Consider the following 21,086-nt stretch of genomic DNA (forward strand, 5'->3'; position numbering starts at 1 on the left):
GATAATCAGCCGCCCGTGACCTCGACCACAGGCTGCACGTCGCAGATGCCGAACTGTGCGCCGCGCGCGGTGCGGGCGGCCTCGACAGCGGCGTTGAAGGCGGGCGAGCCCGGCGTCGCCACCCGCACGGTCGGGCGCTGGCCTTCCGGCAAGGCCGAGGCCAGTTGCACCTTGGTCATGACATCGGGGTCAGCGACCTTGCCGTCCTCGGCGTCGTCGCCGGCCTTCAGCGCCTTGACCACGTCCAATCCCTGCACCACCCGGCCAAAGGTCGTGTAGCCGCCGTTCAGATTGTCGTTCTGGCCCGTCATCAGGAAGAACTGGCTATTGGCGCTGTCGGGCGAACCCGCGCGGGCCATGCCGGCCACGCCGGGGCAGAACAGGCCGCTGGCCCCCACCTTGAAGTCGGCGGTGACGAACATCTGGGCGTCGGGCTGGGTGGTGATGGGCAGGCTGCCCATGATCCCGCGCACGCCGGGGCCGCTATTCTCGACGGCGACAAAGCCGCTGTCGCGCCCGCGACGGAAGCTGAACTCGCCCTTCAGGTCCGGCAGTTCGCTGCCGCCCTCGCCCGTCCCCTTGGGATCGCCGGTCTGGGCCATGAAGTTCGGAATGACGCGGTGGAACTTCAGCCCGTCATAAAAGCCCTGATTAGTCAGGGTGCGGATTCGTTCGATGTGGGCCGGCGCGGCGCGCGGCTCCAGCTCGACCAGGACACGGCCCTTGGCGGTGTCGATCACCCAAAGGTTTTCCGGCGAAACCGTGCGCCATTCCGCCGTTTGAGCGACTGCGCCGCCCGCGATCATCGAGACCGCTGCGGCGGCCAGAAGCGTCTTGAAGTTCATGTCTATCCTGAAATCTAGCGCAGCACCTTGGCGCGCACCTGGGCGGCGACCGCCGGGCTGACGAAGCTCTCGATCGCACCGTCCAGACGGGCGATCTCCTTCACCAGCCGCGAGGCGATGGCCTGATGGCGCGGATCGGCCATCAGGAACACGGTCTCTATGTCGCTGTTGAGGCGCTGGTTCATCGCCGTCATCTGGAACTCGTATTCAAAGTCCGCGACCGCACGCAGGCCGCGCACGATGACGTTGGCGTCCACTTCCTCGGCGAAATGCATCAGCAGGCTGCTGAACGGCCGTACTTCGATATCGGCGTCGAAGCGCGCCACCTCGGCCTTCAGCATCTCGACCCGCTCGGCGGTCGAGAACAGCGGGCCCTTGTCGTCGTTCTGGGCCACGCCGATCACCAGCCGGTCGACCAGTTTGATCGCCCGCCCGATGATATCCATGTGGCCGTTCGTGACCGGGTCGAAAGTCCCCGGATACAGTCCGATGCGCATGGTCTTGGCCTCCCCGCGTTTCGACCCGTTTAGCAGGTGCGAAATCAACGGCCTAGATCGCCTGACACGGGTTTGATCGCCAGGCGTCGATCAGACGCGAAATCAGGGGCTCCGCCGGGCCGAACGGATGGCCGTCGATAGCGGCCACGGCGCAGGCGGGCGTGGCGCTGTTGCAGATAAAGGCGGCGTCGAAGGCCGCCAGATCGGACAGGCGCACTGGGCGGGTTTCGCTGTCTAGACCGAGGTCCGCCATCCCGCGTTGCAGCAAGGCCTGCCCCGTCCCCGCCAGCATCGGAGCTTCGGGCCAGATCACCGCCTCGCCCTGGACGAAGCCGATGTTCCAGATGGACCCTTCGGAAATCCGCCCCTCGGCGTCGACAAACAGGGCGTCGTCGAACCCGGCCAGAACCGCCTGACGCCGCGCGCGGGTCAGGCCGAAGGTGGCGGCGTGCTTCAGATGCGCGACTTCTCGGGCATAGGCTTGGCTCTGAAGCCTCAGCGGCGTGGTCAGCGGCGATGCAAGCGGCGACAGCGTGGTCAGAACGCGCGGCTCGACCACCGCCTCCGGCGCCCGCAGGCTGACGGCGTCCGAGAACAGGTTGACCCGCAGGCTGAACCGGCCAGAGCGCCCGTCCAGCGCCTGTCGCATCCGCTCGCGCAAGGTCGCCTCGGGCACGGGGACGCCGAACAGTTCGACGGCCTCGTCGTCCAGCCGCGCCAGATGCAGGTCAAGCCCCCGCACCCCGCCGTCCTCCACCTGCATCGAGGTGAAGGCGCCATAGTTGGACAAGGCGAAATGGCCGAGGTCGGCGGCGCTGGCGGGCTGACCGTCGATCTGCATCAGAACGTCAGCCATGCCCGCCGTCATGCCAGCAGCGGGGCGATCAGCCCTCGCCGCCCTCTTCCATCGGGGTTTCGTCCACGCCGTCGGCGTCATCGTCGCCGCCCGAATCGGGCAGACGCTCGACGGAGACAACCTTCTCGTCCTTGCCGGTGCGGAAGATGGTGACGCCCTGGCTGGAGCGGCTGACGATGCGGACCTGGCCGACCGGAGTGCGAATCATCTGGCCGCCGTCAGTGACCAGCATCAGGTCGTCGCTCTCCTCGACCGGGAAGGCCGCGGCCAGACGCGTGCCGGCGCGACCGCCCAGGCCATGGGCCGTCAGTCCCTGCCCGCCACGACCCGTGCGGCGATACTCATAGGCCGAGGAGCGTTTGCCGAAGCCGGTTTCCGTAACCGTCAGAATGAACTGCTCGGCCGCGCCCAGTTCGGCGATGCGTTCGACCGACAGGGCGGCGTCGGCCACATCCTCGTCGTCCGCCTCAACCACAGCGACCTCTTCGTCCGCATCCGCGCCAGCCAGAGCCTTGCGCATGGCGTTGGCGTGCTTGACGTAGGCGGCGCGTTCTTCCGGCGAAGCATCCACGCGGCCCAGGACGGCCATGGAGATGACCTCGTCGTCGCCTTGCAGACGGATGCCGCGCACGCCGGTCGAATCCCGGCCCTTGAACACGCGCACGTCGTCGGCCTTGAACCGGATCGCCCGGCCCAGCCGCGTCGTCAGCAGGATGTCGTCGTCGGCGTTGCAGATGGAGACGCCGACCATGTGGTCGCCGTCTTCCAGCTTCATGGCGATCTTGCCCGCGCGGTTCACCGTGGCGAAGTCGCTGAGCTTGTTACGCCGCACGTCGCCGGACCTGGTGGCGAACATGATGTCGTAGTTGTCCCACTCCGACTCGTTTTCCGGCAGCGGCAGCACGTTCATGATGCTGTCGCCCGGCTCGATGGGCAGCAGGTTGACGAAGGCCTTGCCCCGCGACTGCGGGTTGCCCAGCGGCAGGCGCCAGGTCTTCAGCTTATAGGCCTTGCCGTTGGTGGCGAAGAACAGGACCGGGGTGTGGGTCGAGGCCGAGAAGACGCCGGTGATGGCGTCCTCGTCCTTCATCGTCATGCCCGACTTGCCCTTGCCGCCGCGATGCTGGGTCCGATAGGCGTTCAGGGCCACGCGCTTGACGTAGCCGCCCAGGGTGACGGTGACGACCATGTCCTCACGCGGGATCAGGTCCTCGTCCTCCATCTCGGCGTCGCCTTCGCCGATCAGGGTGCGGCGCGGCACGGCGAACTGCCCCTTCACCACCAGCAGGTCGTCGCGGATGATGGCCAGGACGTGGGCGCGATCCGACAGGATGGTCAGGTGGCCCTGGATGGTGTCGGCCAGGCCGCGCGCCTCGCCGAAGATGTCGTCACGGCCCAGGCCGGTCAGACGCGACAGGGTCAGGGCCAGGATGGCGCGGGCCTGTTCGTCGGTAAGGTTCAGCTTGTCGCCGTCGATCAGCACCGAGCGCGGATCGGCGATCAGTTCGACCAGGGCGATCATGTCGCCGACGGGCCAGGCCTTGGCTTGCAGCCGCTCGCGCGCCTCCGCCGGATCGGCCGAGGAGCGGATGATGTGGATGACCTCGTCGATGTTGGCGACAGCCACGGCCAGACCGACCAGGACGTGGCCGCGGTCACGCGCCTTGGCCAGTTCGAACTTGACCCGGCGGATGACCACTTCCTCGCGGAACTCGAGGAAGAGCTCCAGCATCTTGCGCAGGCCCATCTGCTCGGGACGGCCGTGGTTCAGCGCCAGCATGTTGACGCCGAACGAGCTTTGCAGCGCCGTATAGCGATAGAGCTGGTTCAGGATGACGTCGCCCGAAGCGTCGCGCTTCAGCTCGATGACGATGCGCATGCCCTGACGGTCGGACTCGTCGCGAACGTCGGAAATGCCTTCCAGACGCTTCTCGCGCACCATTTCGGCGATGCGTTCGATCAGAGTCTGCTTGTTCACCTGGAACGGCAGTTCGGTGATGACGATGGCGTCGCGATCCTTGCGGATCTCCTCGACCGTGGCGCGCCCGCGCACGATGACCGAGCCGCGTCCGTCGCGCAGCGCATTGCGCGGCGCGGTGCGGCCCATGATCTCGCCGCCCGTGGGGAAGTCGGGACCGGGCACGATGTCCAGCAGGGCTTCGTCGCCCATGTCGGGGTTGTCCAGCAGCGCCACGGCCGCGTCGACGATCTCACCCAGGTTGTGCGGCGGGATATTGGTCGCCATGCCCACGGCGATGCCGCCCGCGCCGTTGACCAGCAGGTTCGGAATCCGCGCCGGCAGGACGACGGGCTCCAGCTCCTTCTCGTCGTAGTTCGGCTGGAAATCGACCGTGTCTTTTTCGATATCGGTCAGCAGGGCCACCGCCGCCGGGGCCATCCGGGCCTCAGTGTAACGCATGGAGGCCGGCATATCGCCGTCGACCGAGCCGAAGTTGCCTTGGCCGTCGACCAGCATCAGTCCCATCGAGAAGGGCTGCGCCATCCGCACCAGGGCCATGTAGACCGAGGCGTCGCCGTGCGGGTGGAAGCGACCCAGCACGTCACCGACGACGCGCGCGCACTTCGAATACGACCGCTCGGGCGTCATGTTCAGATCGTGCATCGAATAGAGGATGCGGCGGTGAACAGGCTTCAGGCCGTCGCGCGCGTCCGGCAGGGCGCGGCTGACGATGACGCTCATGGCGTAGTCGAGGTAGGAGCGTTTCAGCTCGTCCTCGATCGTGATGATGGAGATGTCGCCGGGCGCCGAAGGTGCGGCGTTGTCGTAGCTGTCGTCGGTCAAGGAAATCAGGCTTTAAATGGCCGGAATCGGAACGTGATCCGCTGTTCCGGTTTCTAGCATCCGGGGGCCGTCGTGGCAAAGAAACGCCGCTGATATCCCCATGCCCAAAAGGACAGGAAAACCATGCGTCTGAACCCCTATGCCCTCACCGCCGTCGCAGCCGTCTCGCTGATCGCCGCCAGCGCCTCGGCCCAGAGCACCGATCACGCCGCGATGGGCCACGCCGGTCATGGTCAAGCCACCGCCATGGATCATTCCGCCATGACGCCGCGCGCCACGCCAGGCCAGATGGGTCAGGCCGCGATCATCAACGGCCAGGGCGCGGAGATCGGCAAGGCGACCCTGATGCAGGGCGCCACGGGCCTGCTGATCAAGGTCGAGGCCACGGGCCTGACGCCCGGCTGGCACGGCATCCACATCCACGCCACGGGCCAGTGCGCCGCGCCCTTCACCTCGGCCGGCGCCCACATCAACCATACCGATCCCAAGACCCCGCACGGCCTGCTGAATGCGCAGGGACCCGACGACGGCGACCTGCCCAACCTCTACGCCGCCGCCGACGGCTCGGCGAAGGCTGAGTTCTTCACCACCCAGGCCCGCATCAGCCAGGACGGCCCCGGCCAGTGGCTGTGGGACACGGACGGCTCGGCCTTGGTGATCCACGCCAACCCGGACGACCACAACAGCCAGCCCATCGGCGGCGCGGGCGACCGCGTGGCCTGCGCCGTCCTCAGCGCCCGGTAAGCTAGACGATCAAACCTTGGCGGGAGCGCCGGCGCGCAAGCCGCGCTCCCCCAGGGCCACCGTCACCACGCCGACCAGAGCAATCGCGACCCCGGTCAGGATCTGCGGCGTCAGCACGTCGCCCATCCACAGCCAGCCGATCAGGATGGAGACGATGGGCGAGCCCAGCAGATAGGGCGTCACCCGCCCCGCCTCGCGCCGCTGCACCAGCCAGAAGACCAGGCTGGTCGCGAACACCGACGAAATCAGACCCGCCCAGACCAGCGTGCCCCAGACCAGAGGCGGCGCCACCTGAGCCGCCTCCCACTGTCCCGTCTCGAACAAGGCCGATCCGAGCGTCAGCGCCGGGAAGGCCATCAGGGCCAAAAGCCCCTGCATCTTCAGCGGCGGGATCGAGGTGGTGCGCCGCGCGATCACCGTCGTCAGCGCCCAGGCCGAGGCGCCCGCCGCCCCCACCGCAATCGCCTTCCAGTCCTGCAAGGCGTGCGGGTCCAGCGTCATCCAGGCCACCCCGACAAAGGCGATGACCAGGCCGACCACGGCCATCCGGCTGATCCGCTCACCCAGCAGCAGGAAGGCGAACAGCGAGGTCAGCGGTATCCACAGCTGGGTCGAAACCGTCACCGGGCTGACGTCATGGGCCAGCCAGAAGGCCAGATAGATCAGGCCATAGTGGATCGGCCCGCCCACGACGGCGATGATCAGCAGACTCTTCCAGTTCGGAAACGGCGGCCGCACGAACCAGACCAGACAGGCGGCGGTGATGGCGAACCGCAGCGCCCCCACCATCAGGGGCGGCATGACCTCGGTGGCGATCTTGGCGGCGGCGTTGTTGACGCCCCAGATCAGCATCACCGCGATGATGGCGCCGATCTCGAGCAGACTGAGCGGGGAATGACGTTGGCTGGACACCCGCGACCTGATGCCACAGCCCGGCGCGAAAGGCCCGTCACGTTCGATGACGGCTCTTTTCCAACGCCCGCGCCCTGCTCTTTGGCGGACGAAATGCTATGCCCCGCCCCTTAGCGAAACCGAGGCAGACATGAACCGCACGCTGGCCGCCCTGATGATGACAGCCGCCACCCTGGCCGCCTCTCTGGGCGCCGCGCCCGCGCCCGCGCTCGCGCATGGCGCCCAGGGTCCCAGCAACGTGGTCTCGCCCCAGCCCCTGCCCATCGACGATAGCCGGCCGCGCGTCTTCCTGGGCGGCAGCATCGACATGGGTGGCGCGCCGGACTGGCAGGCGGCGATGACGGCGGCCCTGGCCGACATGGACGTGGTCATCCTCAACCCGCGCCGTCCCGACTGGAACCCCAACTGGCGTCCCGAGGCCGACGAGCCCGAGTTCCGCCGTCAGGTTGAGTGGGAACTGGCGGCGCTGGAATCCGCCGACGTCATCGTCATGTATTTCGCCCCCGGCACGCAAAGCCCCATCAGTCTGCTGGAAATGGGCCTGCACGCGCGCGGCGGAAAGCTGATCGTGCTCGCGCCCGAGGGCTTCTGGCGCAAAGGCAATGTCGACATCACGGCACAGGCCTACGGCGTCAAACAGGTGCAATCCCTGCCCGAACTGACCGCCGCCGTCCGCGACGCCCTCAGCGACGCCGCGTCCAAGGGCCGCTTCGCCCGCTAGAAGACCGGCCTAGAAGACCGGCTTGGCCACCATCAGGGCGTAGATGCCGATCACGCCCGCAAAGGCCGGCCATCCGAGGATGAACCAGGCCCGGAACAGACGGTGATAGAGAGGCGGCAGGGGCGCGCCCGCCGCCACCGCCCCCTCGGCCAGCTTGACCATGCGCCACTGGAACCACACCACCGGCAGCCAGCAGACGCCGATCAGGACATAGAGGGCATAGGCCGCCATCAGCCACGGCTCGGTCAGGCCGTAGCCCTGCAGGTGGATCAGGGCCAGACCGCTGATCGGCTGGACCACCACGGCGCTGGCGGTGAAGACGAAGTCGGCCAGGACCACGATCCGCCCAACCGAGGCGACGGTGCGCGGGTCTTTCGTGGCGTGCGCCCTCAGCATGAAGAAGGCGATGCCCGCCCCGGTCCCGAACAGGACCGCGCCTGACAGGATGTGGATCACCTTGAGGATCAGATAGGTCATCAGCGCCGCGCGTCCGTCGCAGCCACGAACAGGCACAGCGCCATCATCGGCAGGACCTTGAGCCACGGCCCCAGCGGATCGATCCAGTAGTGCGGCAGGCTGAGCGTTCCGGCGATCAGATAGCCGACGGTCGACAGGCACATGAAGATCGCCACCCGCGCCGTCCACGGTCTCACGAACAGGGCCAGCCCCAGCACCACGTCCAGCAACGCCCCCTACCAGGCGATCGGCCCCGCCCAGCGCCCGAAGCCGCCTTCGTGCAAAATGGCCAGGGCCCCGTTCCAGCCCGGCCCAAAGCTGATCAGCCCGGTGATCAGCCAGAACAGGCCCAGGGTCAGGATGGAGACGGGCCGTACGAACCACAGCCGGGCGTGCCAGACGTCCTGAACCGAGGCCGGGGTCTCAGCCAGAAAGCGCGAGAAGCCGCGCGCCTGAACGCCCAGGCGCTCGGCCCAGCCGCTGTCCTGACCGGACACGTCATGATCCATCTGGCGCATGGCCGTGGTGCGGATCGGCGAAGACCAGCCCAGACGGCCCAGCAGGTCGCCGACCGCCAGAGCCGGCGCCGCCAAGGCCCTCGGGACCCGGAACACCGGCGCGGGCGACAGGCCCAGCCAGCCGCGATAGAGGCGCACCGTCTCGGCCATGGTCACGGCCTCGGGGCCGGGCATGTCGAAGGTCTCGCGGATCGGCGCGCCTGGCTTCAGCGCCGCGACGACAGCGGCGCCGAGATCGCTCAGGGCGACGGGACGGAACACCTGCTCGCCGCCGACGACCGGGCTGAACAGAGGAAAGGCCGCCAAGGCCCGGATCAGGCCCGTGCCGCCGAAGGCCGCGCGATCCACCACCAGCGACGGTCGCAGGATCAGCCAGTCCAGAGCGCTGGCCTCGACCAGACGCTCGGTCTCGGCCTTGGTGCGGGCATAGGCCGTGCCCGCCGCCTCGTCGGCCCCAACGGCGGAGATATGGACCAGACGCCGAACCCCGGCGCGCTCGCAGGCGGCGATCAGGGCGCGCGGCCCCTCGACATGGGCCAGACGGGTGCTGTCCCCTGCCCCATCCTGCAAGACGCCGACGCAGTTGATCACGGCGTCCACGCCGTCTAGCAGCGGCGCCCAGGCTTCGACCGTCGTCAGCTTGGCGAAATCTGCGGAAACCCAGTCAAACGTCGGCGCCCGCCGCGCCGCCTCGGCGGGACGCCGGGCGCCCGCGCGGACCCGCCAGCCTTCGCGCGACAACGACGCGGCCAGATGCGAGCCGATGAAACCATTGGCCCCGAGAACCAGAACCCGTCGCCCGTCGCTCATCAGCCTATCCCAGAATTCGGTCGTTGAGATCCGCCGCCGATGGCGGCAGGGCGCACCAGGCCCGGCCCGGAAACCGCCGCCGGTATCGCGCAACCAGGCCATAGGCCGCGTCCCTGATCGGTCGCGGGATCAGCCGGGCCACAACGGCGGCGCGATAGGGAAACGGCAGCGACGCCGCCAAATGCAGCACCCCGTCCGAGCGGCTGATCGCGCGTCCGTCCTCGATCACCAGCATGGTGGAGGGATCGTCGGGCGACAGGCCATAGTGGACCAGCAAGGCCCGGCCCAGGTCCGACTGCGTCGGCGCCAGACGAAAACGCGGACCATGCTTCAGCAGGGTCCGCGCGGAATGGGAACAGAGGGCGCAGTCGCCATCGAACAGGACCAGCGGCCGGTCGTCCGGAAAGGACGGCACGGCCGGGTCATCGCGATAGCTGTAAGCCCCCCGGCCCACTTCGGTTTTCCGATCGCCTTAGAACGGAATGTCGTCGTTCAGGTCGTAGCTTTCCTTGGGACCCGAGGGCTTGTTGGCGCCGCCGGTCGAGAAGCCCGAGGAGTAGTCGTCGTCGTTGCGGCCGCCGCCACCGCCGTAGCCGCCGCCCTGACCGCCGCCCTGGCTGTCGTTACGGCCGCCCAGCATGGTCAGCTGACCGTTGAAGCGTTGCAGCACGATCTCGGTCGAGTACTTCTCGACGCCCTGGGCATCCGTGTACTTCCGGGTCTGCAGCGAGCCCTCGATGTAAACGGTCGAGCCCTTCTTCAGGTAGTTTTCGGCCACCTTCACGATGTTCTCGTTGAAGATGACGATCTGGTGCCACTCGGTCTTTTCCTTGCGCTCGCCGGTGGCCTTGTCGCGCCATTGTTCCGAGGTCGCGATGCGCAGGTTGGCGACGCGGTCGCCGCTGTTCAGCGTGCGGATTTCCGGGTCCTTGCCCAGGTTGCCGATGAGGATGACCTTGTTGACGCTGCCGGCCATGACCGATGTCCTTTTATGTTCTTGCCGTCGAGCCCTAGCGGATATCGACAGAATGTTCCAGTTTTGTTCACGCCCGAACGGGCGGGAATTCTAGTTGGGGGCGACGGCGACGGGGCGACCGTCGATCTCGCGCTGGATGGCGCCCGGAATGGCCAGGCGCCCATCCCCCGTGCGCGTCAGAGCGAAGAAGCGCTGACCCGTCAGCGTCTTGCCGAACTTGACCCCGCCCCGGTCGATGAAGATGAACTGCCCTTGATAGGCGCCGACCATGTCGCGATTGGTGCCCCCCAGACGCAGGAAGCGCAGACGCATTTCCTCAAGCCGCGCGGCGCAGAACTCGATCTGCGGCTGGTCGCGAGCGACCACGTTGACCTGGGGCGCGGACTTGCCGTCCTCGGCCAGGACCACGTGATAGCAGACGCCCGGCTCGGTCGGGGCCTCCACGCCCTTTTGAGCGCAGGCGGCGACGGTCAGGCCAAGCGTGGCGAGCGCAGCGGCGGCAACGATCTTGCGATTCATCAGCTCAGCTCCGGGAACTGACAGTTGCGGTCCTGCTGGGCCAGGGTGCGGAAGCGGTTGTTGTCGTTCGACTGTTCCACGCGACGCGGCACCAGACGCAGGGTGGTGTCGCCCCAGCGGCCATACTGAGCCTCGCCCGGACGGACGCAGGTTCCAGCGTACAGCGCCTGAACACAGGCCCCCAGGCTCATGCCGTTGCCGATCGAGCGCCATTCCGAGCCGGTGTGGCGCAGACAGGCCGTAGCGGACGCGGCCGGCGCGGGACGGTTCGACTCGGCGGGCGAAGCGCCCTCGTCAGCCGGCGCCACCGTGACCGTCGGCTCTGCAGGAAGCTCGGGCGGCGGCGCAAAGGCGGCGGTCGGCGCGGCGGCCAGGGCGCCGGTGGCGTCCAGACCGACATCCAGGGCGCTGGTGGCGACGCCGTTGCGCTGGGCGCAATCGGCCAGGGTGGCCAGGCCGACGAACTGGCCGTCGACGAAGCAGCGAAGCTCGCGGGCGGGCTCCAGCGACGGCGCCTCAGCCAGGTCGATGGTCAGTCCGCCCTGCGACGCGGGCGGCGCCTCGGTCGGCCGGTCCCGTCCGCCGCTGAACACCAGAGCCGCCGCCACGGCCGCGACGACGGCCAGGCCGCCCCCGATGATCAGGACTGTACGATTGTCTTTAGGAAGGGCCATGCGGGACTCGACGCCAATGATGGTCCCAATAACCCCGGCAGCGCCCAGCGCGTCAACCTAAAGCGGGGTTTGGCGTGATCAGCCTGTGAGTCGTGCCAGCGCCGCCTGATAGTTGGCCAACTGCGCTTTAAGATAGGGCGGCACGGCGCCCGTGAACTTCGGCTTGCTGTTGTCGGGGTCCAAGGCCTTATAGGCGTCGCGCAGGGCCTTGACCGCCAGCTGTATCGTGCTTGCCGCTGCCTTTGCCGCCTCGGCGTCCTTGAGGCTCAACGTCTTAGGCAGATCGAGGCCAAAGGTCTTCAGATCGCCGCTGCTGGGACCAATATAGCCTGGCGTGAGACCCAGACCCGCCAGGGCGTCTCGCCCAGCCTCGCCCGCCCGCAGGACAGCGCCCTCGCGCCCGTCGGCAAAGGTGATGGACAGGCGCTGCACGCCGCCCGCCGTGATCTTGGTGTCGCCGTCCAGCCCGGTGACATGGTCCTTGTCCGTCTTGATCGTGACCTTGAGCGTGCGGCCCGATGCGGTTTCGATCTTGCGCGCCAGGGTCTGCAAGGTCTCCTTGGCGTCGATCGTCACGGCGACCGAACGGCCGGTCGTGCCCGACGTCACATAGAATCGATCACCCGTCCGCAGGGAGGTGGCGTCCACCAGATTCTTGGAATCCGACTGCGGGATTTCACCCTGGGGCAGTCCCAGCTTGTCCAGCACACTGGCGCCGCCCGAGGCCACGGCGATGGTCATGGGCGCAGCCTGACGATCGGCCCCCGTCCAGGTCTGGCTCCACTCGACGGCGCCCGTCATGGGATCAAGACGCGCCAGATAACCCGAGGTCGGATCTTCCGGCTTGGCGCCGATCGTTCGGTCGGAAATCCCCGTCAACCAGACCTTGCCGTCGACGATCTTCACATCGGCGGCGGAATCGTCGCCCGCCCCGCCATAATAGGTCAGCCGGTCGTTGCCCGATGCGCTCAAGTCGTCGGAGATCACCGCCACGAAGGCGTCCGTGCCGCCGGAATGGGCGGTATTGACCTGACCGATGTCCAGGGCGCCGTTGCGCGTCGATCCGGCCAGGATCACCTGACCGTTCTTGACAGACAGACCCGCGATCTCGCCGCTGGCGTAGCCCAGGTCGCGGGTGGACATCAGCGTCGGCGATCCCGTGGCGTCAATCTGGAAGCGGCGCACCACCATGCGACCGCTCTCCACCCCGGCCGTATAGAGCTTGTCGCCGTCCGTGGTCATGGCCTGGACGCTGTCGTCGCCTGCCGTGCCGAACTGGTTGACGCCCGAGGCCGTGGCGGTGATCGGCGCCAGGCTGTGAATCTGGTTTTCGCTGAAGGCCTGGACATAGCCGTCCCAGCCCCCGGAAGCGAGCGCGCCCGGCATGGAGGACTGCGAACGTCCGGCGACGTAGACGCGGCCGTCAGCGCCGAACGACACCGCCGTCGCTTCGTCCGCCGCCTTGGCGCCGCGACGCTGGGTCCACTGCTCCACGCCCTTGGCGTCGAAGACGCTGACAAAGCTGTCGGCGACATTGGCGTCGGCGCCCGACGCGCCCGGGATCAGAGCCCCGACCACAGAGCCTGCGACAGCCACACGCCCGTCGGCATCCACCGAAATCGCATAGCCGCTGGCCGTCGAGGCGGCGCCCATGGCGCGGCTGAGGACGACCTTGCCCGTGGAATCCAGCTTCATCAGGACGACATCGCCCTGCCCCTTGATCGGCTGGGTCGAGGTTCCGGCGCTGACATCGGCCACGATCCACATAGACCCGTCCGGCCCCGTGGCGCTGGCGCGCACCGTCTCGACGCCTTCAGGCAGGCCCGATTGGCCGACCTGGCCATCGACCCAGAAGGCCTGGCCCGAGGCATTGGTCGTGCCTTCCTGGAATTTCAGGACTTCGTGGCCGCCCTTCTTGCCGGCGCCCTGCACGACATAGACGGCGTCCGACGAGGCGACCGGGGTGAAGCTGACCTTCTCGAACGAGACGCCCTGAACGGCCAACGCCCATTGGTCCGGTCCAGCCGGCAGGGTGATGGTCTTGTCGCCGGTCTTGATGACGCGAGGTTCGGACGGCAGCTTCTCACGTCCCATGCGCGTCTGGACGCCTGCGGCCTCCAGCTTGCCGTTGATGTGGTCCACCACGGACTGCATCGTCCGTGGCGTAGAGCCCATGTCGGCCAGATCAATGGAAATGGTCTGGTCGCCGCCGGCCTTCTTGACGGTCAGGGTGAATTTCACGTCGCCCTGGAAGGCGGTGACCGCGCTAGCCAGATCGCCGGAATGGACCGCCCCTGTGACATACTTGGCGGAATCGCGCGCTACGGCCGCGCCGGTCTGGGCCTTGGTTTCAGACTGACCCTGCACCACCCGCACGCCGTCGAACTTGGCGGCGCCCAGATAGGCCGATACCTCGGCCAGACCGGCGTCCATCCGTTTCGAAAGCTGCGATCGTTCCAGCGACGTCAGGTTCTTCTGCCCGGCCCGATCCGCAATGGCCTCCAGCATGGAGAGCCCCTGGTACATCGAAAAGATCTTGCGATAGTCGCCGGACGACGCGCCCTTTACGTCCAGGGTCGTGTTGTCTTCATTGATGATCGGTCGGCCGCTCAGCGCGGCGCGCAGCAGGTCGGACTGGCTCTGCGGCTTGACCGATGTGGACCAGGGCGCGGTCGGTTGCTTCTTCACGGCAGCCGTGGTCCCGCCCAAACCTCCTGAGAAGGTCGAGGTCCCGCCATACAGGCCCAGAAGATAGCTGTTGTTGATCACAGTCCGACGCTCCTGCGTTCAGTCTGCCGCCAAGCTGGTAACGAAGTGTTTAAGATTGCCCTCGGAACGGCGACGGTTGAGCCACGTTTTCCGGCGACCATAGGCAAGAGGGTGTCGCGCCCATGTCGTACGCACGCTGGTTGTTGTTGAAGCTGGCCAGTCTTTACGGACTGATGCCTCGCCCCGCCAAGCGCAAGCCCCCGCCCATTTCACTGGGCCAGGGCGCGCCTCGCTATTTCAGCCAGATCAGCCCTTGAACAGCGACAGGATGATCTGCGGCGCCTGGTTGGCGATCGACAGGGCTTGAGCGCCCAGTTGCTGCTGGACCTGAAGCGCCTGTAGGCGCGCGCTCTCCTTGGCCATGTCGGCATCCACCAGGTTGCCGATGCCGACTTCCAGCGAGTCCATCAGCTTGCCGACGAAGATGTTGTGCTTCTCGATCTGCTTGGATTGAGCGCCCAATTCGGCCAGGTTGGCGTTGGCGGTGTCCAGGGCGGCCTTGACCTGGGTCAGAGCGCTGGCGGCGTTGTCCGCGCTCAGAAGGTCGAAGGCGGTCGCAGGGGCCGTGAAATCAGTCGTATCCAGGCTCAGGCCCGCCAGCGACATGTCCTGACGGTTCAGCGAGATCGTCTCGGTCGCCCCGACATTGGCCAGGAAGTTCAGCGGCGCCGTGCTGGCGCCGTCCAGAATGTTCTCGCCGTCAAAGGTGGCGTTCTTGGCAAAGGACCCGAGCGACTTCAGCAGCGACTGAAACTCGTCATTGTAGGCCTTGCGCGACGTCGGGGTCGACGATGGGTCAGCCGCCGCCGTGGCCTTCTCGCGCAGCTCGATCAACAGGTCGGAGATCTGTGCGCCGGCGGCCAGCGACACGTCCGCCAGCGACGTGGCGCGGTTCATGCTGGTCTTGACGGCCTCAAGCGCGCCCGTGTCGGCGCGCTGGTTCTGGGCGATGGCCCAGGTGGCGGCGTTGTCCTTGGCCCCCTGGACCTTGAGCCCCGTATTCACCCGGCTCTGGGTGGCGGCCAGTTTGTTGTTCGTCGAATTGAGGTTCTGGAGCGCGATGAGCGCTGACGCATTGGTGAGTACGCTGTTGGTCATGGCTTCTAGCCCCAGTTCAAATTCTGACCTCCAGAATGAAACTGATTCCTGAGCGTATGGTTAACGGCGTGGAAACGACTGCGGCGCCGCACGGCGAACCGGCGGCGCTGCAGTCCACGCTACTGCGTCGATCAGACCTTGGTCTTGATCAACTCGCCCGCCCCATAGCCTGGGCTGGCGCTCATTTTCACGACCTCTTCACGCGGCAACTGGCGAATGACTTCGCCGGTCACGCGATCACGGGTCTTGTAAACAAACCCGGTCGGACCTTCCTCGATGGTCAGGCGATAACGCCCGACATCGGGCTCGGCCTTAACAGGCTTGGGCGGGGCCTCGACACCCTGACCAGTCGCGTCAGGTTGAACGAGGGTTACGGATGGGAGCCTTGCGACATTGTCTGCCATTTCCCCTTACGCGGCCGGACCGCGCCTCCTGTCTCCTGAAGTGCGAACGAGGGCGGGTCCGAAGACCCGCCCTCGACCACGTCATGTTAGCGGAACAGGCCGAGCAGAACCGAGCTCGACTGGTTCGCGATCGACAGCGCCTGCACACCCAGCTGTTGTTTGGTTTGCAGAGCCGTCAGGCGCGCGCTTTCCTTGGCCAGATCGGCATCCACCAGGTTGCCAACGCCGACTTCAATGGCGTCCTGCATCTTGCTGGTGAAGCTGAGCGAGCGCTCCAGCGACTTGGACTTGGTGCCCAGGGCGCCCAGTTCAGCCGTAAAGCCCTTGAGCGCCGTATCGACGATAGCCGCCGTGGCGCCGGCGCGAAGGACTGCGCCGCCCGAGGTCGCTACTGTAGTCGCAGCGCCTGAGGCCGCCTTCAGGGTGAAGGTGTCGGCCGCTGCCGTGCCGGTCTTGACCGCGATAGCGTCGGTCGTGGTCGCCGAGAACAGATTGACGCCGTCGAAGGTGGCGCCGCTCAGGGCCTTGGTGATTTCATTGCCGAGGGCGTTGAAGTCAGCCAGGTAGGCTTTTTCGGCATCAGAACCGGCGACCGAAGATTCGATCGCGACCGCCAGGCTCTTCTGTTCTTCAAGAGCCTTGGTGATGGTCTCGCCGGCGGCCAGGGCCACGTCGACGATCGATTGACCGCGTTGCATCGACTGCTTCACGGCGTCCAGGGCGCCCATCTCGGCGCGCTGATTGGTGGCGATGGCGAAGATGGCGCCATTGTCCTTGGCCGAAGAAACCTTCTGACCAGTGTTAACACGATTTTGCGTGATCGAGAGGTCACGGCTCGTGTTGTTCAGATTTTGCAGAGCAATAAGAGCGCCTGCATTGGTATTGATGCTATTAGCCATTTTGGCATTTCCTTAGCTTGTCTTTGACATTTCCGACGCCGTTTTGGCAGCCGGGAGCATTCTGCTCGGGGGTAGTCTCATCAGGGACGGACCCAAGGGTCCGCCCCTAATTCTTTAGCGGAACAGGCCGAGCAGAACCGAGCTCGACTGGTTCGCGATCGACAGCGCCTGCACACCCAGCTGTTGCTTGGTTTGCAGAGCCGTCAGGCGCGCGCTTTCCTTGGCCAGATCGGCATCCACCAGGTTGCCGACACCGACTTCAATGGCGTCCTGCATCTTGCTGGTGAAGGTCAGCGAGCGCTCCAGCGACTTGGACTTGGTGCCCAAGGCGCCGAGTTCAGCCGTGAAGGTCTTGATGGCGCCGTCGACGGCGGCGGTCAGGCCGGTCAATGTCGTCTTTTCACCGGCAGTCGGCGCCGCGTAATCCGCCACAGTGACGGCCGTGGTCGTCGCCACGGTCGTTGCGGTGGATGCCGCCACGCCGCCCTTCAGGTCGAAACTGTCGGTCGAACCCGTGCCGGTCTTGACGCTGATGGGCGCGCCCGCTGCGGTGGTGTCCGTGAACAGGTTCACGCCGTCGAAGGTGGCGCCCGACAAGGCCTTGGTGATTTCAGCGCCGAGGGCGTTGTAATCCGTGACATAGGCCTTCAGAGCGTCGCCGGTCGCATTGGAGATGGCGACCGCCAGGCTCTTCTGTTCTTCCAGCGCCTTGACCACGGTCTCGCCTGCGGCCAGGGCCACGTCGACGATCGATTGACCGCGCTGCATCGAGTTCTTCACAGCGTCCAGGGCGCCCATTTCGGCGCGCTGGTTGGTGGCGATGGCGAAGATGGCGCCATTGTCCTTGGCCGAAGAAACCTTCTGACCAGTATTCACACGATTCTGCGTAATCGAGAGATCACGGCTCGTGTTGTTCAGGTTTTGCAGAGCAATTAGAGCCCCTGCATTGGTATTGATGCTATTAGCCATTTTGGCTTTTCCTTTGTCTTTGACATTTCCGACGCCGTTTTGACGCCGAGAGCGTTCTGCTCGGGGGTAGTCTCCTCATCAAAAACGGGCCCGCAGGCCCGCTTTCAATCTTGTTTATCGGAACAGACCCAGCAGCACGGAGCTGGACTGGTTCGCGATGCCCAGCGCCTGAACGCCGAGTTGTTGTTTGGTTTGCAGCGCCGTCAGCTTGGCGCTTTCCTTGGCCAGATCCGCATCGACCAGGTTGCCGATCCCGACCTCGATCGAGTCCTGAATCTTGCCGGTGAAGGTCAGCGAACGCTCCAGCGACTTGGACTTGGTGCCCAGGGCGCCCAGCTCAGCCGTGAAGGCCTTCAGCGCCGTTTCGACCAGAGCCGCCGTCGCGCCGGCGCGAACAACCCCGCCGCCCGCGGTCGTCACTGCGGTTGCGGCGGTTCCGGCTGCCTTCAGCGTGAAAATGTCGGCCGTGGCGGTGCCGGTCTTGACGGCGATGGCGTCGGTCGTGGTCGCCGCGAACAGGTTGACGCCGTCGAAGGTGGCGCCGCCCAGAGCCTTGGTGATTTCGTTGCCCAGGGCGTTGAAGTCAGCCAGATAGGCCGTCTCGGCCGCCGAACCGACCACCGAGGATTCAATCGCCACCGCCAGGCTCTTCTGTTCTTCAAGAGCTTTGGTGATGGTCTCGCCGGCGGCCAAGGCCACGTCGACGATCGATTGACCGCGTTGCATCGACTGCTTCACGGCGTCCAGGGCGCCCATCTCGGCGCGCTGATTGGTGGCGATGGCGAAGATCGCGCCATTATCCTTGGCGGACGACACCTTCATGCCGGTATTCACACGGTTCTGCGTAATGCCGAGATCACGGCTCGTGTTGTTCAGGTTTTGCAGGGCGACAAGCGCGCCTGCGTTCGTGTTGATGCTGTTAGCCATACTGGTAGATCCTAATTCTTTGACAAATCCGGCGTCGTTTTAACGGCCGGGAGCATTCTGCTCGGGGGAAGTCATATCGAGAGACGGCTCCAAAGAGCCGCCGCCAATTCTTACGAACGGAACAGGCCGAGCAAGATCGAGCTCGACTGGTTTGCGATGCCCAGCGCCTGGACGCCGAGTTGTTGCTTGGTTTGCAGGGCGGTCAGCTTGGCGCTTTCCTTGGCCAGGTCCGCGTCCACCAGGTTGCCGATGCCGACCTCGACTGCGTCCTGAATCTTGTTGGTGAAGATCAGTGAGCGCTCCAGCGACTTCGACTTGGTGCCCATGGCGCCCAGTTCGGCGGTGAAGGCCTTGATGGCGCCGTCCACGACGCCGGTCAGGGCGCCCATTGCCGTCTTCTCGCCTGCGGTCGGCGCGGCGTAGTCGGCGATGACGAAGGCGGTGGCGGTGGCGGGCGCGGTGGCGGTCGTCGCCGTTGCGCCGCCCTTCAGCACGAAGTTGTCGGTCAGGCCGGTGCCGGTCTTGACGCTGATTTCGACGCCTGCGGCGGTCGTGTCGGTCCACAGGTTGACGCCGTCAAAGGTCGCGCCGGCCAGAGCCTTGGTGATTTCGGCGCCCAGGGCGTTGTAGTCGGTGACATAGGCCTTCAGGGCGTCGCCGGTGGCGTTTGAGATGGCGACCGCCAGGCTCTTCTGCTCTTCCAGAGCCTTGACCACGGTCTCGCCGGCGGCCAGCGCCACGTCGACGATCGACTGGCCGCGCTGCATGGAATTCTTGACGGCGTCCAAGGCGCCCATCTCGGCGCGCTGATTGGTGGCGATCGCGAAGATCGCGCCGTTGTCCTTGGCCGAGGAAACCTTCAGGCCTGTGTTCACGCGGTTTTGCGTGACGTTGAGGTCACGGCTGGTCGCATTGAGATTTTGCAGCGCAATGAGAGCGCCAGCATTCGTGTTGATGCTGTTAGCCATTTTGGCCATCCTTTTGTCTTCGACAGTGCCGACGCCATTTTGGCTGCCGGGAGCTTTCTGCTCGGAATGACTAAGAGCAAGGACAGGGCCAAAGGGACCGCGTCATGCCAGTTCTTCAACACACTGATTTTTATACGTTAGATTTGGTAAACCATGTTTCTGGACCGGCAGGTTTTGCCGGGCAGCGCCTGTAATCGGCAGATTTTGCCGGGCCGCCCGGCAAGAAACGCCACATCAGCCGCGCCGCGCCCCTTTCCGCCCTCCCTTTTCCGCCTCCATCCAGCGATCCTGCATCGCCCGTTCGGCGTCCAAGGCGTCGACCGCTAGTCGCCGCGCACTGTCACAGGCCAGGATCTGGGCCCCACGCAGCAGATAGGCGGCCTCCAGATCGGCCAGGCTGGGCGCCTCGGGCAGGGTCGCGAGGGCGCAGGGTCTCGTCGCGGCCTCAGGAAGATCCAGACGCGGCGGCGCAACCGTCGAGATCGGGAGCGAGCCGGCACAGCTCGCGGTCATGAGCGCGCAGGCGATCAGCCCGCACAAGGTCCAGCAGTTCGTTGGCGTCATTGGCGCTCCTCGCCTGGGTGACGGCCGCAACGGTCGCCCGCTCCACGGCCAGGGTCCGTCGGTGATGGATCTCAACGCGCGCCGCCTGTTGCCCCTGCCCCGCCGCCTCGAGGCGGCGCGCCTCGGCGTCGCTTTCGGCATAGGTCGCACGGGCATCAGCGACCTCCAGCCGCCTTTGCTGGAGATCGAACGGGTCCCACCTCAGCCCCAGCCCACGCCCGGCGAGCGCCAACAGCAGCACCATCACCCCCACCAGGGCCAGCCAGCCCAGCGGCGTCAGCGCCCGCATCAGATCGCGCCCCCTCATGGATAGGCCCTCCGATCCAGCTCGAAGTGCGGGCCGTCTCTCAGCCGCGTCCAGTCCCCGCCCCAGGTCAGCGGGATTTTCAGATCACGCCCCGCCGCCTTGAAGGCCCCGGCGATGCGGCCATACAGCGGCCAGTCCCAGCGCACCTGGCCCTCAACCAGGGCCGCGACATCGACCGCGTGGCCGGTCAGGTGGCGCGAGTTCAGCGTCCGACTGGCCCCCGCCTTCACCAGCAAGGCCTGGCGGCCGGGGTCACGCAGCCCCTCCGTCACCATGAAGTCCACCTCGGTCCGGCGGATCGCCGCCTCGACCACCGCGACCAGATCGGGATGGACGCCCGCCAACCGCGTGCGCGAGCGTTGCGACAGACGAAAGCTCACCCCCTGCCTCCCGCCGCCAGACGCAGGCGCAGATTGGCCAGCATGGCGATCATCTGCTGGGCGGTCGGCGCCACCAGATAGAGGACCAGCATCAAGGCGATCAGCCCCATCAAGCCGTCCGCCACGCGCGGCAGGTCGGCGGGCGCCGTGCGCCCCACCGCCCGCGCCAGCAAGAGCCACAGCGCCGCGCTGGCGACGAAGACATAGAGGCGACGCCACAACCAGCGCCCCTCGGCCAACCCAATCTCGTTCCGGTCGATCTTGCTCATGCTTCATCCTCCTGATCACCGGGCGCGGCGGGTCTGCGCCAGTCGCTGCCCAGTTGGTCAAAACAGTCATCGGGGCTCAGCCGCTCGGGCGCGGCCCAGACCTCCTCGTCCAGCAGTTCGGGGTCGAGGATGCGGTCGAAATATCGGGTCATGACGCTCACCCGATCGCCGTCAGCCAGACGACGCCCGCCGCCCCGGAGC

General features: G+C 66.4%; 26 protein-coding genes. 2 read left to right on the forward strand and 24 right to left on the reverse strand.

Annotation, left to right across the window (positions count from 1 at the left end; translation table 11 throughout):
• Nucleotides 1–5: 5 nt before the first annotated feature.
• Genes HX774_RS16750 through gyrA form a run of 4 tightly spaced genes read right to left on the reverse strand, consistent with a single transcriptional unit; the run spans nucleotide 6 to nucleotide 5,001 of the window.
• The gene (locus HX774_RS16750) at nucleotides 6–845 is read right to left on the reverse strand and encodes a peptidylprolyl isomerase (RefSeq protein WP_178828619.1); all 840 of its coding nucleotides are present in this window, start codon (nucleotides 843–845) and stop codon (nucleotides 6–8) included.
• A 14-nt stretch (nucleotides 846–859) separates the two neighbouring features.
• Nucleotides 860–1,342 carry a pantetheine-phosphate adenylyltransferase gene (coaD, locus tag HX774_RS16755; protein WP_114818455.1) on the reverse strand — a complete coding sequence of 161 codons (483 nt, stop codon included), beginning with the start codon at nucleotides 1,340–1,342 and terminating at the stop codon, nucleotides 860–862.
• 52 nt (nucleotides 1,343–1,394) lie between these two features.
• Complete coding sequence (locus HX774_RS16760; protein WP_178828620.1) at nucleotides 1,395–2,198, reverse strand: aminotransferase class IV family protein; 804 nt, start codon at nucleotides 2,196–2,198, stop codon at nucleotides 1,395–1,397.
• A 28-nt stretch (nucleotides 2,199–2,226) separates the two neighbouring features.
• Complete coding sequence (gyrA, locus tag HX774_RS16765) at nucleotides 2,227–5,001, reverse strand: DNA gyrase subunit A (RefSeq protein ID WP_178828621.1); 2,775 nt, start codon at nucleotides 4,999–5,001, stop codon at nucleotides 2,227–2,229.
• A 123-nt stretch (nucleotides 5,002–5,124) separates the two neighbouring features.
• On the opposite strand from gyrA, the gene HX774_RS16770 reads away from it, so the two are divergent.
• Nucleotides 5,125–5,745 (forward strand): superoxide dismutase family protein, encoded by a 621-nt coding sequence (locus HX774_RS16770; RefSeq protein ID WP_178828622.1) that lies wholly within the window; start codon nucleotides 5,125–5,127, stop codon nucleotides 5,743–5,745.
• A 9-nt stretch (nucleotides 5,746–5,754) separates the two neighbouring features.
• On the opposite strand, the gene HX774_RS16775 is transcribed toward HX774_RS16770, so the two are convergent.
• Nucleotides 5,755–6,657 (reverse strand): DMT family transporter, encoded by a 903-nt coding sequence (locus HX774_RS16775; protein WP_178828623.1) that lies wholly within the window; start codon nucleotides 6,655–6,657, stop codon nucleotides 5,755–5,757.
• Between the two features lie 130 nt (nucleotides 6,658–6,787).
• Here HX774_RS16775 and HX774_RS16780 point away from each other — a divergent pair, with 130 nt between their 5' ends.
• The gene (locus tag HX774_RS16780; protein ID WP_218650484.1) at nucleotides 6,788–7,378 is read left to right on the forward strand and encodes a nucleoside 2-deoxyribosyltransferase domain-containing protein; all 591 of its coding nucleotides are present in this window, start codon (nucleotides 6,788–6,790) and stop codon (nucleotides 7,376–7,378) included.
• A 9-nt stretch (nucleotides 7,379–7,387) separates the two neighbouring features.
• On the opposite strand, the gene HX774_RS16785 is transcribed toward HX774_RS16780, so the two are convergent.
• The 19 genes from HX774_RS16785 to HX774_RS16870 all read right to left on the reverse strand — a co-directional run.
• Complete coding sequence (locus HX774_RS16785; RefSeq protein WP_178828624.1) at nucleotides 7,388–7,855, reverse strand: DUF2269 domain-containing protein; 468 nt, start codon at nucleotides 7,853–7,855, stop codon at nucleotides 7,388–7,390.
• Nucleotides 7,855–8,055 carry a DoxX-like family protein gene (locus HX774_RS19805; protein ID WP_370523733.1) on the reverse strand — a complete coding sequence of 67 codons (201 nt, stop codon included), beginning with the start codon at nucleotides 8,053–8,055 and terminating at the stop codon, nucleotides 7,855–7,857. Before HX774_RS19805 ends, HX774_RS16785 begins: the two co-directional genes overlap by 1 nt.
• 15 nt (nucleotides 8,056–8,070) lie before the next feature.
• Nucleotides 8,071–9,162 (reverse strand): NAD(P)H-binding protein, encoded by a 1,092-nt coding sequence (locus HX774_RS16790; RefSeq protein ID WP_218650486.1) that lies wholly within the window; start codon nucleotides 9,160–9,162, stop codon nucleotides 8,071–8,073.
• 4 nt (nucleotides 9,163–9,166) lie between these two features.
• A complete protein-coding gene (locus HX774_RS16795; protein ID WP_370523732.1) occupies nucleotides 9,167–9,577 on the reverse strand; it encodes a thiol-disulfide oxidoreductase DCC family protein in 411 nt (136 codons plus the stop codon).
• A 57-nt stretch (nucleotides 9,578–9,634) separates the two neighbouring features.
• Entirely contained in the window at nucleotides 9,635–10,138 is a 504-nt protein-coding gene (ssb, locus tag HX774_RS16800) for a single-stranded DNA-binding protein (protein ID WP_178828626.1), read from the reverse strand.
• A gap of 90 nt (nucleotides 10,139–10,228) precedes the next feature.
• Complete coding sequence (locus tag HX774_RS16805) at nucleotides 10,229–10,657, reverse strand: hypothetical protein (protein ID WP_178828627.1); 429 nt, start codon at nucleotides 10,655–10,657, stop codon at nucleotides 10,229–10,231.
• Nucleotides 10,657–11,331 carry a hypothetical protein gene (locus HX774_RS16810; RefSeq protein WP_178828628.1) on the reverse strand — a complete coding sequence of 225 codons (675 nt, stop codon included), beginning with the start codon at nucleotides 11,329–11,331 and terminating at the stop codon, nucleotides 10,657–10,659. Before HX774_RS16810 ends, HX774_RS16805 begins: the two co-directional genes overlap by 1 nt.
• Before the next feature lie 78 nt (nucleotides 11,332–11,409).
• Nucleotides 11,410–14,100, reverse strand: coding sequence for a transcriptional regulator (locus HX774_RS16815; RefSeq protein WP_178828629.1), 2,691 nt, complete (start codon nucleotides 14,098–14,100; stop codon nucleotides 11,410–11,412).
• A gap of 246 nt (nucleotides 14,101–14,346) precedes the next feature.
• Entirely contained in the window at nucleotides 14,347–15,198 is an 852-nt protein-coding gene (locus HX774_RS16820; protein WP_178828630.1) for a flagellin, read from the reverse strand.
• Nucleotides 15,199–15,329: 131 nt separating this feature from the next.
• The gene (locus tag HX774_RS16825; protein WP_178828631.1) at nucleotides 15,330–15,602 is read right to left on the reverse strand and encodes a flagellar protein FlaG; all 273 of its coding nucleotides are present in this window, start codon (nucleotides 15,600–15,602) and stop codon (nucleotides 15,330–15,332) included.
• Between the two features lie 86 nt (nucleotides 15,603–15,688).
• Nucleotides 15,689–16,501, reverse strand: a complete 813-nt coding sequence (locus tag HX774_RS16830; protein WP_178828632.1) for a flagellin — start codon at nucleotides 16,499–16,501, stop codon at nucleotides 15,689–15,691.
• A gap of 114 nt (nucleotides 16,502–16,615) precedes the next feature.
• The gene (locus HX774_RS16835; protein ID WP_178828633.1) at nucleotides 16,616–17,470 is read right to left on the reverse strand and encodes a flagellin; all 855 of its coding nucleotides are present in this window, start codon (nucleotides 17,468–17,470) and stop codon (nucleotides 16,616–16,618) included.
• A 114-nt stretch (nucleotides 17,471–17,584) separates the two neighbouring features.
• Nucleotides 17,585–18,397, reverse strand: a complete 813-nt coding sequence (locus tag HX774_RS16840) for a flagellin (RefSeq protein WP_178828634.1) — start codon at nucleotides 18,395–18,397, stop codon at nucleotides 17,585–17,587.
• Between the two features lie 110 nt (nucleotides 18,398–18,507).
• Complete coding sequence (locus HX774_RS16845) at nucleotides 18,508–19,365, reverse strand: flagellin (RefSeq protein ID WP_114818460.1); 858 nt, start codon at nucleotides 19,363–19,365, stop codon at nucleotides 18,508–18,510.
• A gap of 234 nt (nucleotides 19,366–19,599) precedes the next feature.
• Nucleotides 19,600–19,878, reverse strand: a complete 279-nt coding sequence (locus HX774_RS20165) for a hypothetical protein (protein ID WP_255500515.1) — start codon at nucleotides 19,876–19,878, stop codon at nucleotides 19,600–19,602.
• Nucleotides 19,811–20,236, reverse strand: a complete 426-nt coding sequence (locus HX774_RS16855) for a hypothetical protein (RefSeq protein ID WP_178828635.1) — start codon at nucleotides 20,234–20,236, stop codon at nucleotides 19,811–19,813. Before HX774_RS16855 ends, HX774_RS20165 begins: the two co-directional genes overlap by 68 nt.
• A complete protein-coding gene (locus tag HX774_RS16860) occupies nucleotides 20,233–20,616 on the reverse strand; it encodes a M15 family metallopeptidase (protein WP_178828636.1) in 384 nt (127 codons plus the stop codon). Before HX774_RS16860 ends, HX774_RS16855 begins: the two co-directional genes overlap by 4 nt.
• On the reverse strand, nucleotides 20,613–20,885 hold the full coding sequence (locus HX774_RS16865; protein ID WP_178828637.1) for a hypothetical protein: 273 nt from the start codon (nucleotides 20,883–20,885) through the stop codon (nucleotides 20,613–20,615). The genes HX774_RS16860 and HX774_RS16865 overlap by 4 nt, the downstream gene beginning before the upstream one ends.
• On the reverse strand, nucleotides 20,882–21,086 hold a 205-nt coding region (locus HX774_RS16870; protein WP_218650491.1), incomplete at its 5' end, for a hypothetical protein. The genes HX774_RS16865 and HX774_RS16870, both read right to left, overlap by 4 nt.

Origin of the sequence: Brevundimonas sp. P7753, from assembly GCF_013386595.1 — a bacterium.
Lineage (GTDB): Bacteria > Pseudomonadota > Alphaproteobacteria > Caulobacterales > Caulobacteraceae > Brevundimonas > Brevundimonas bullata.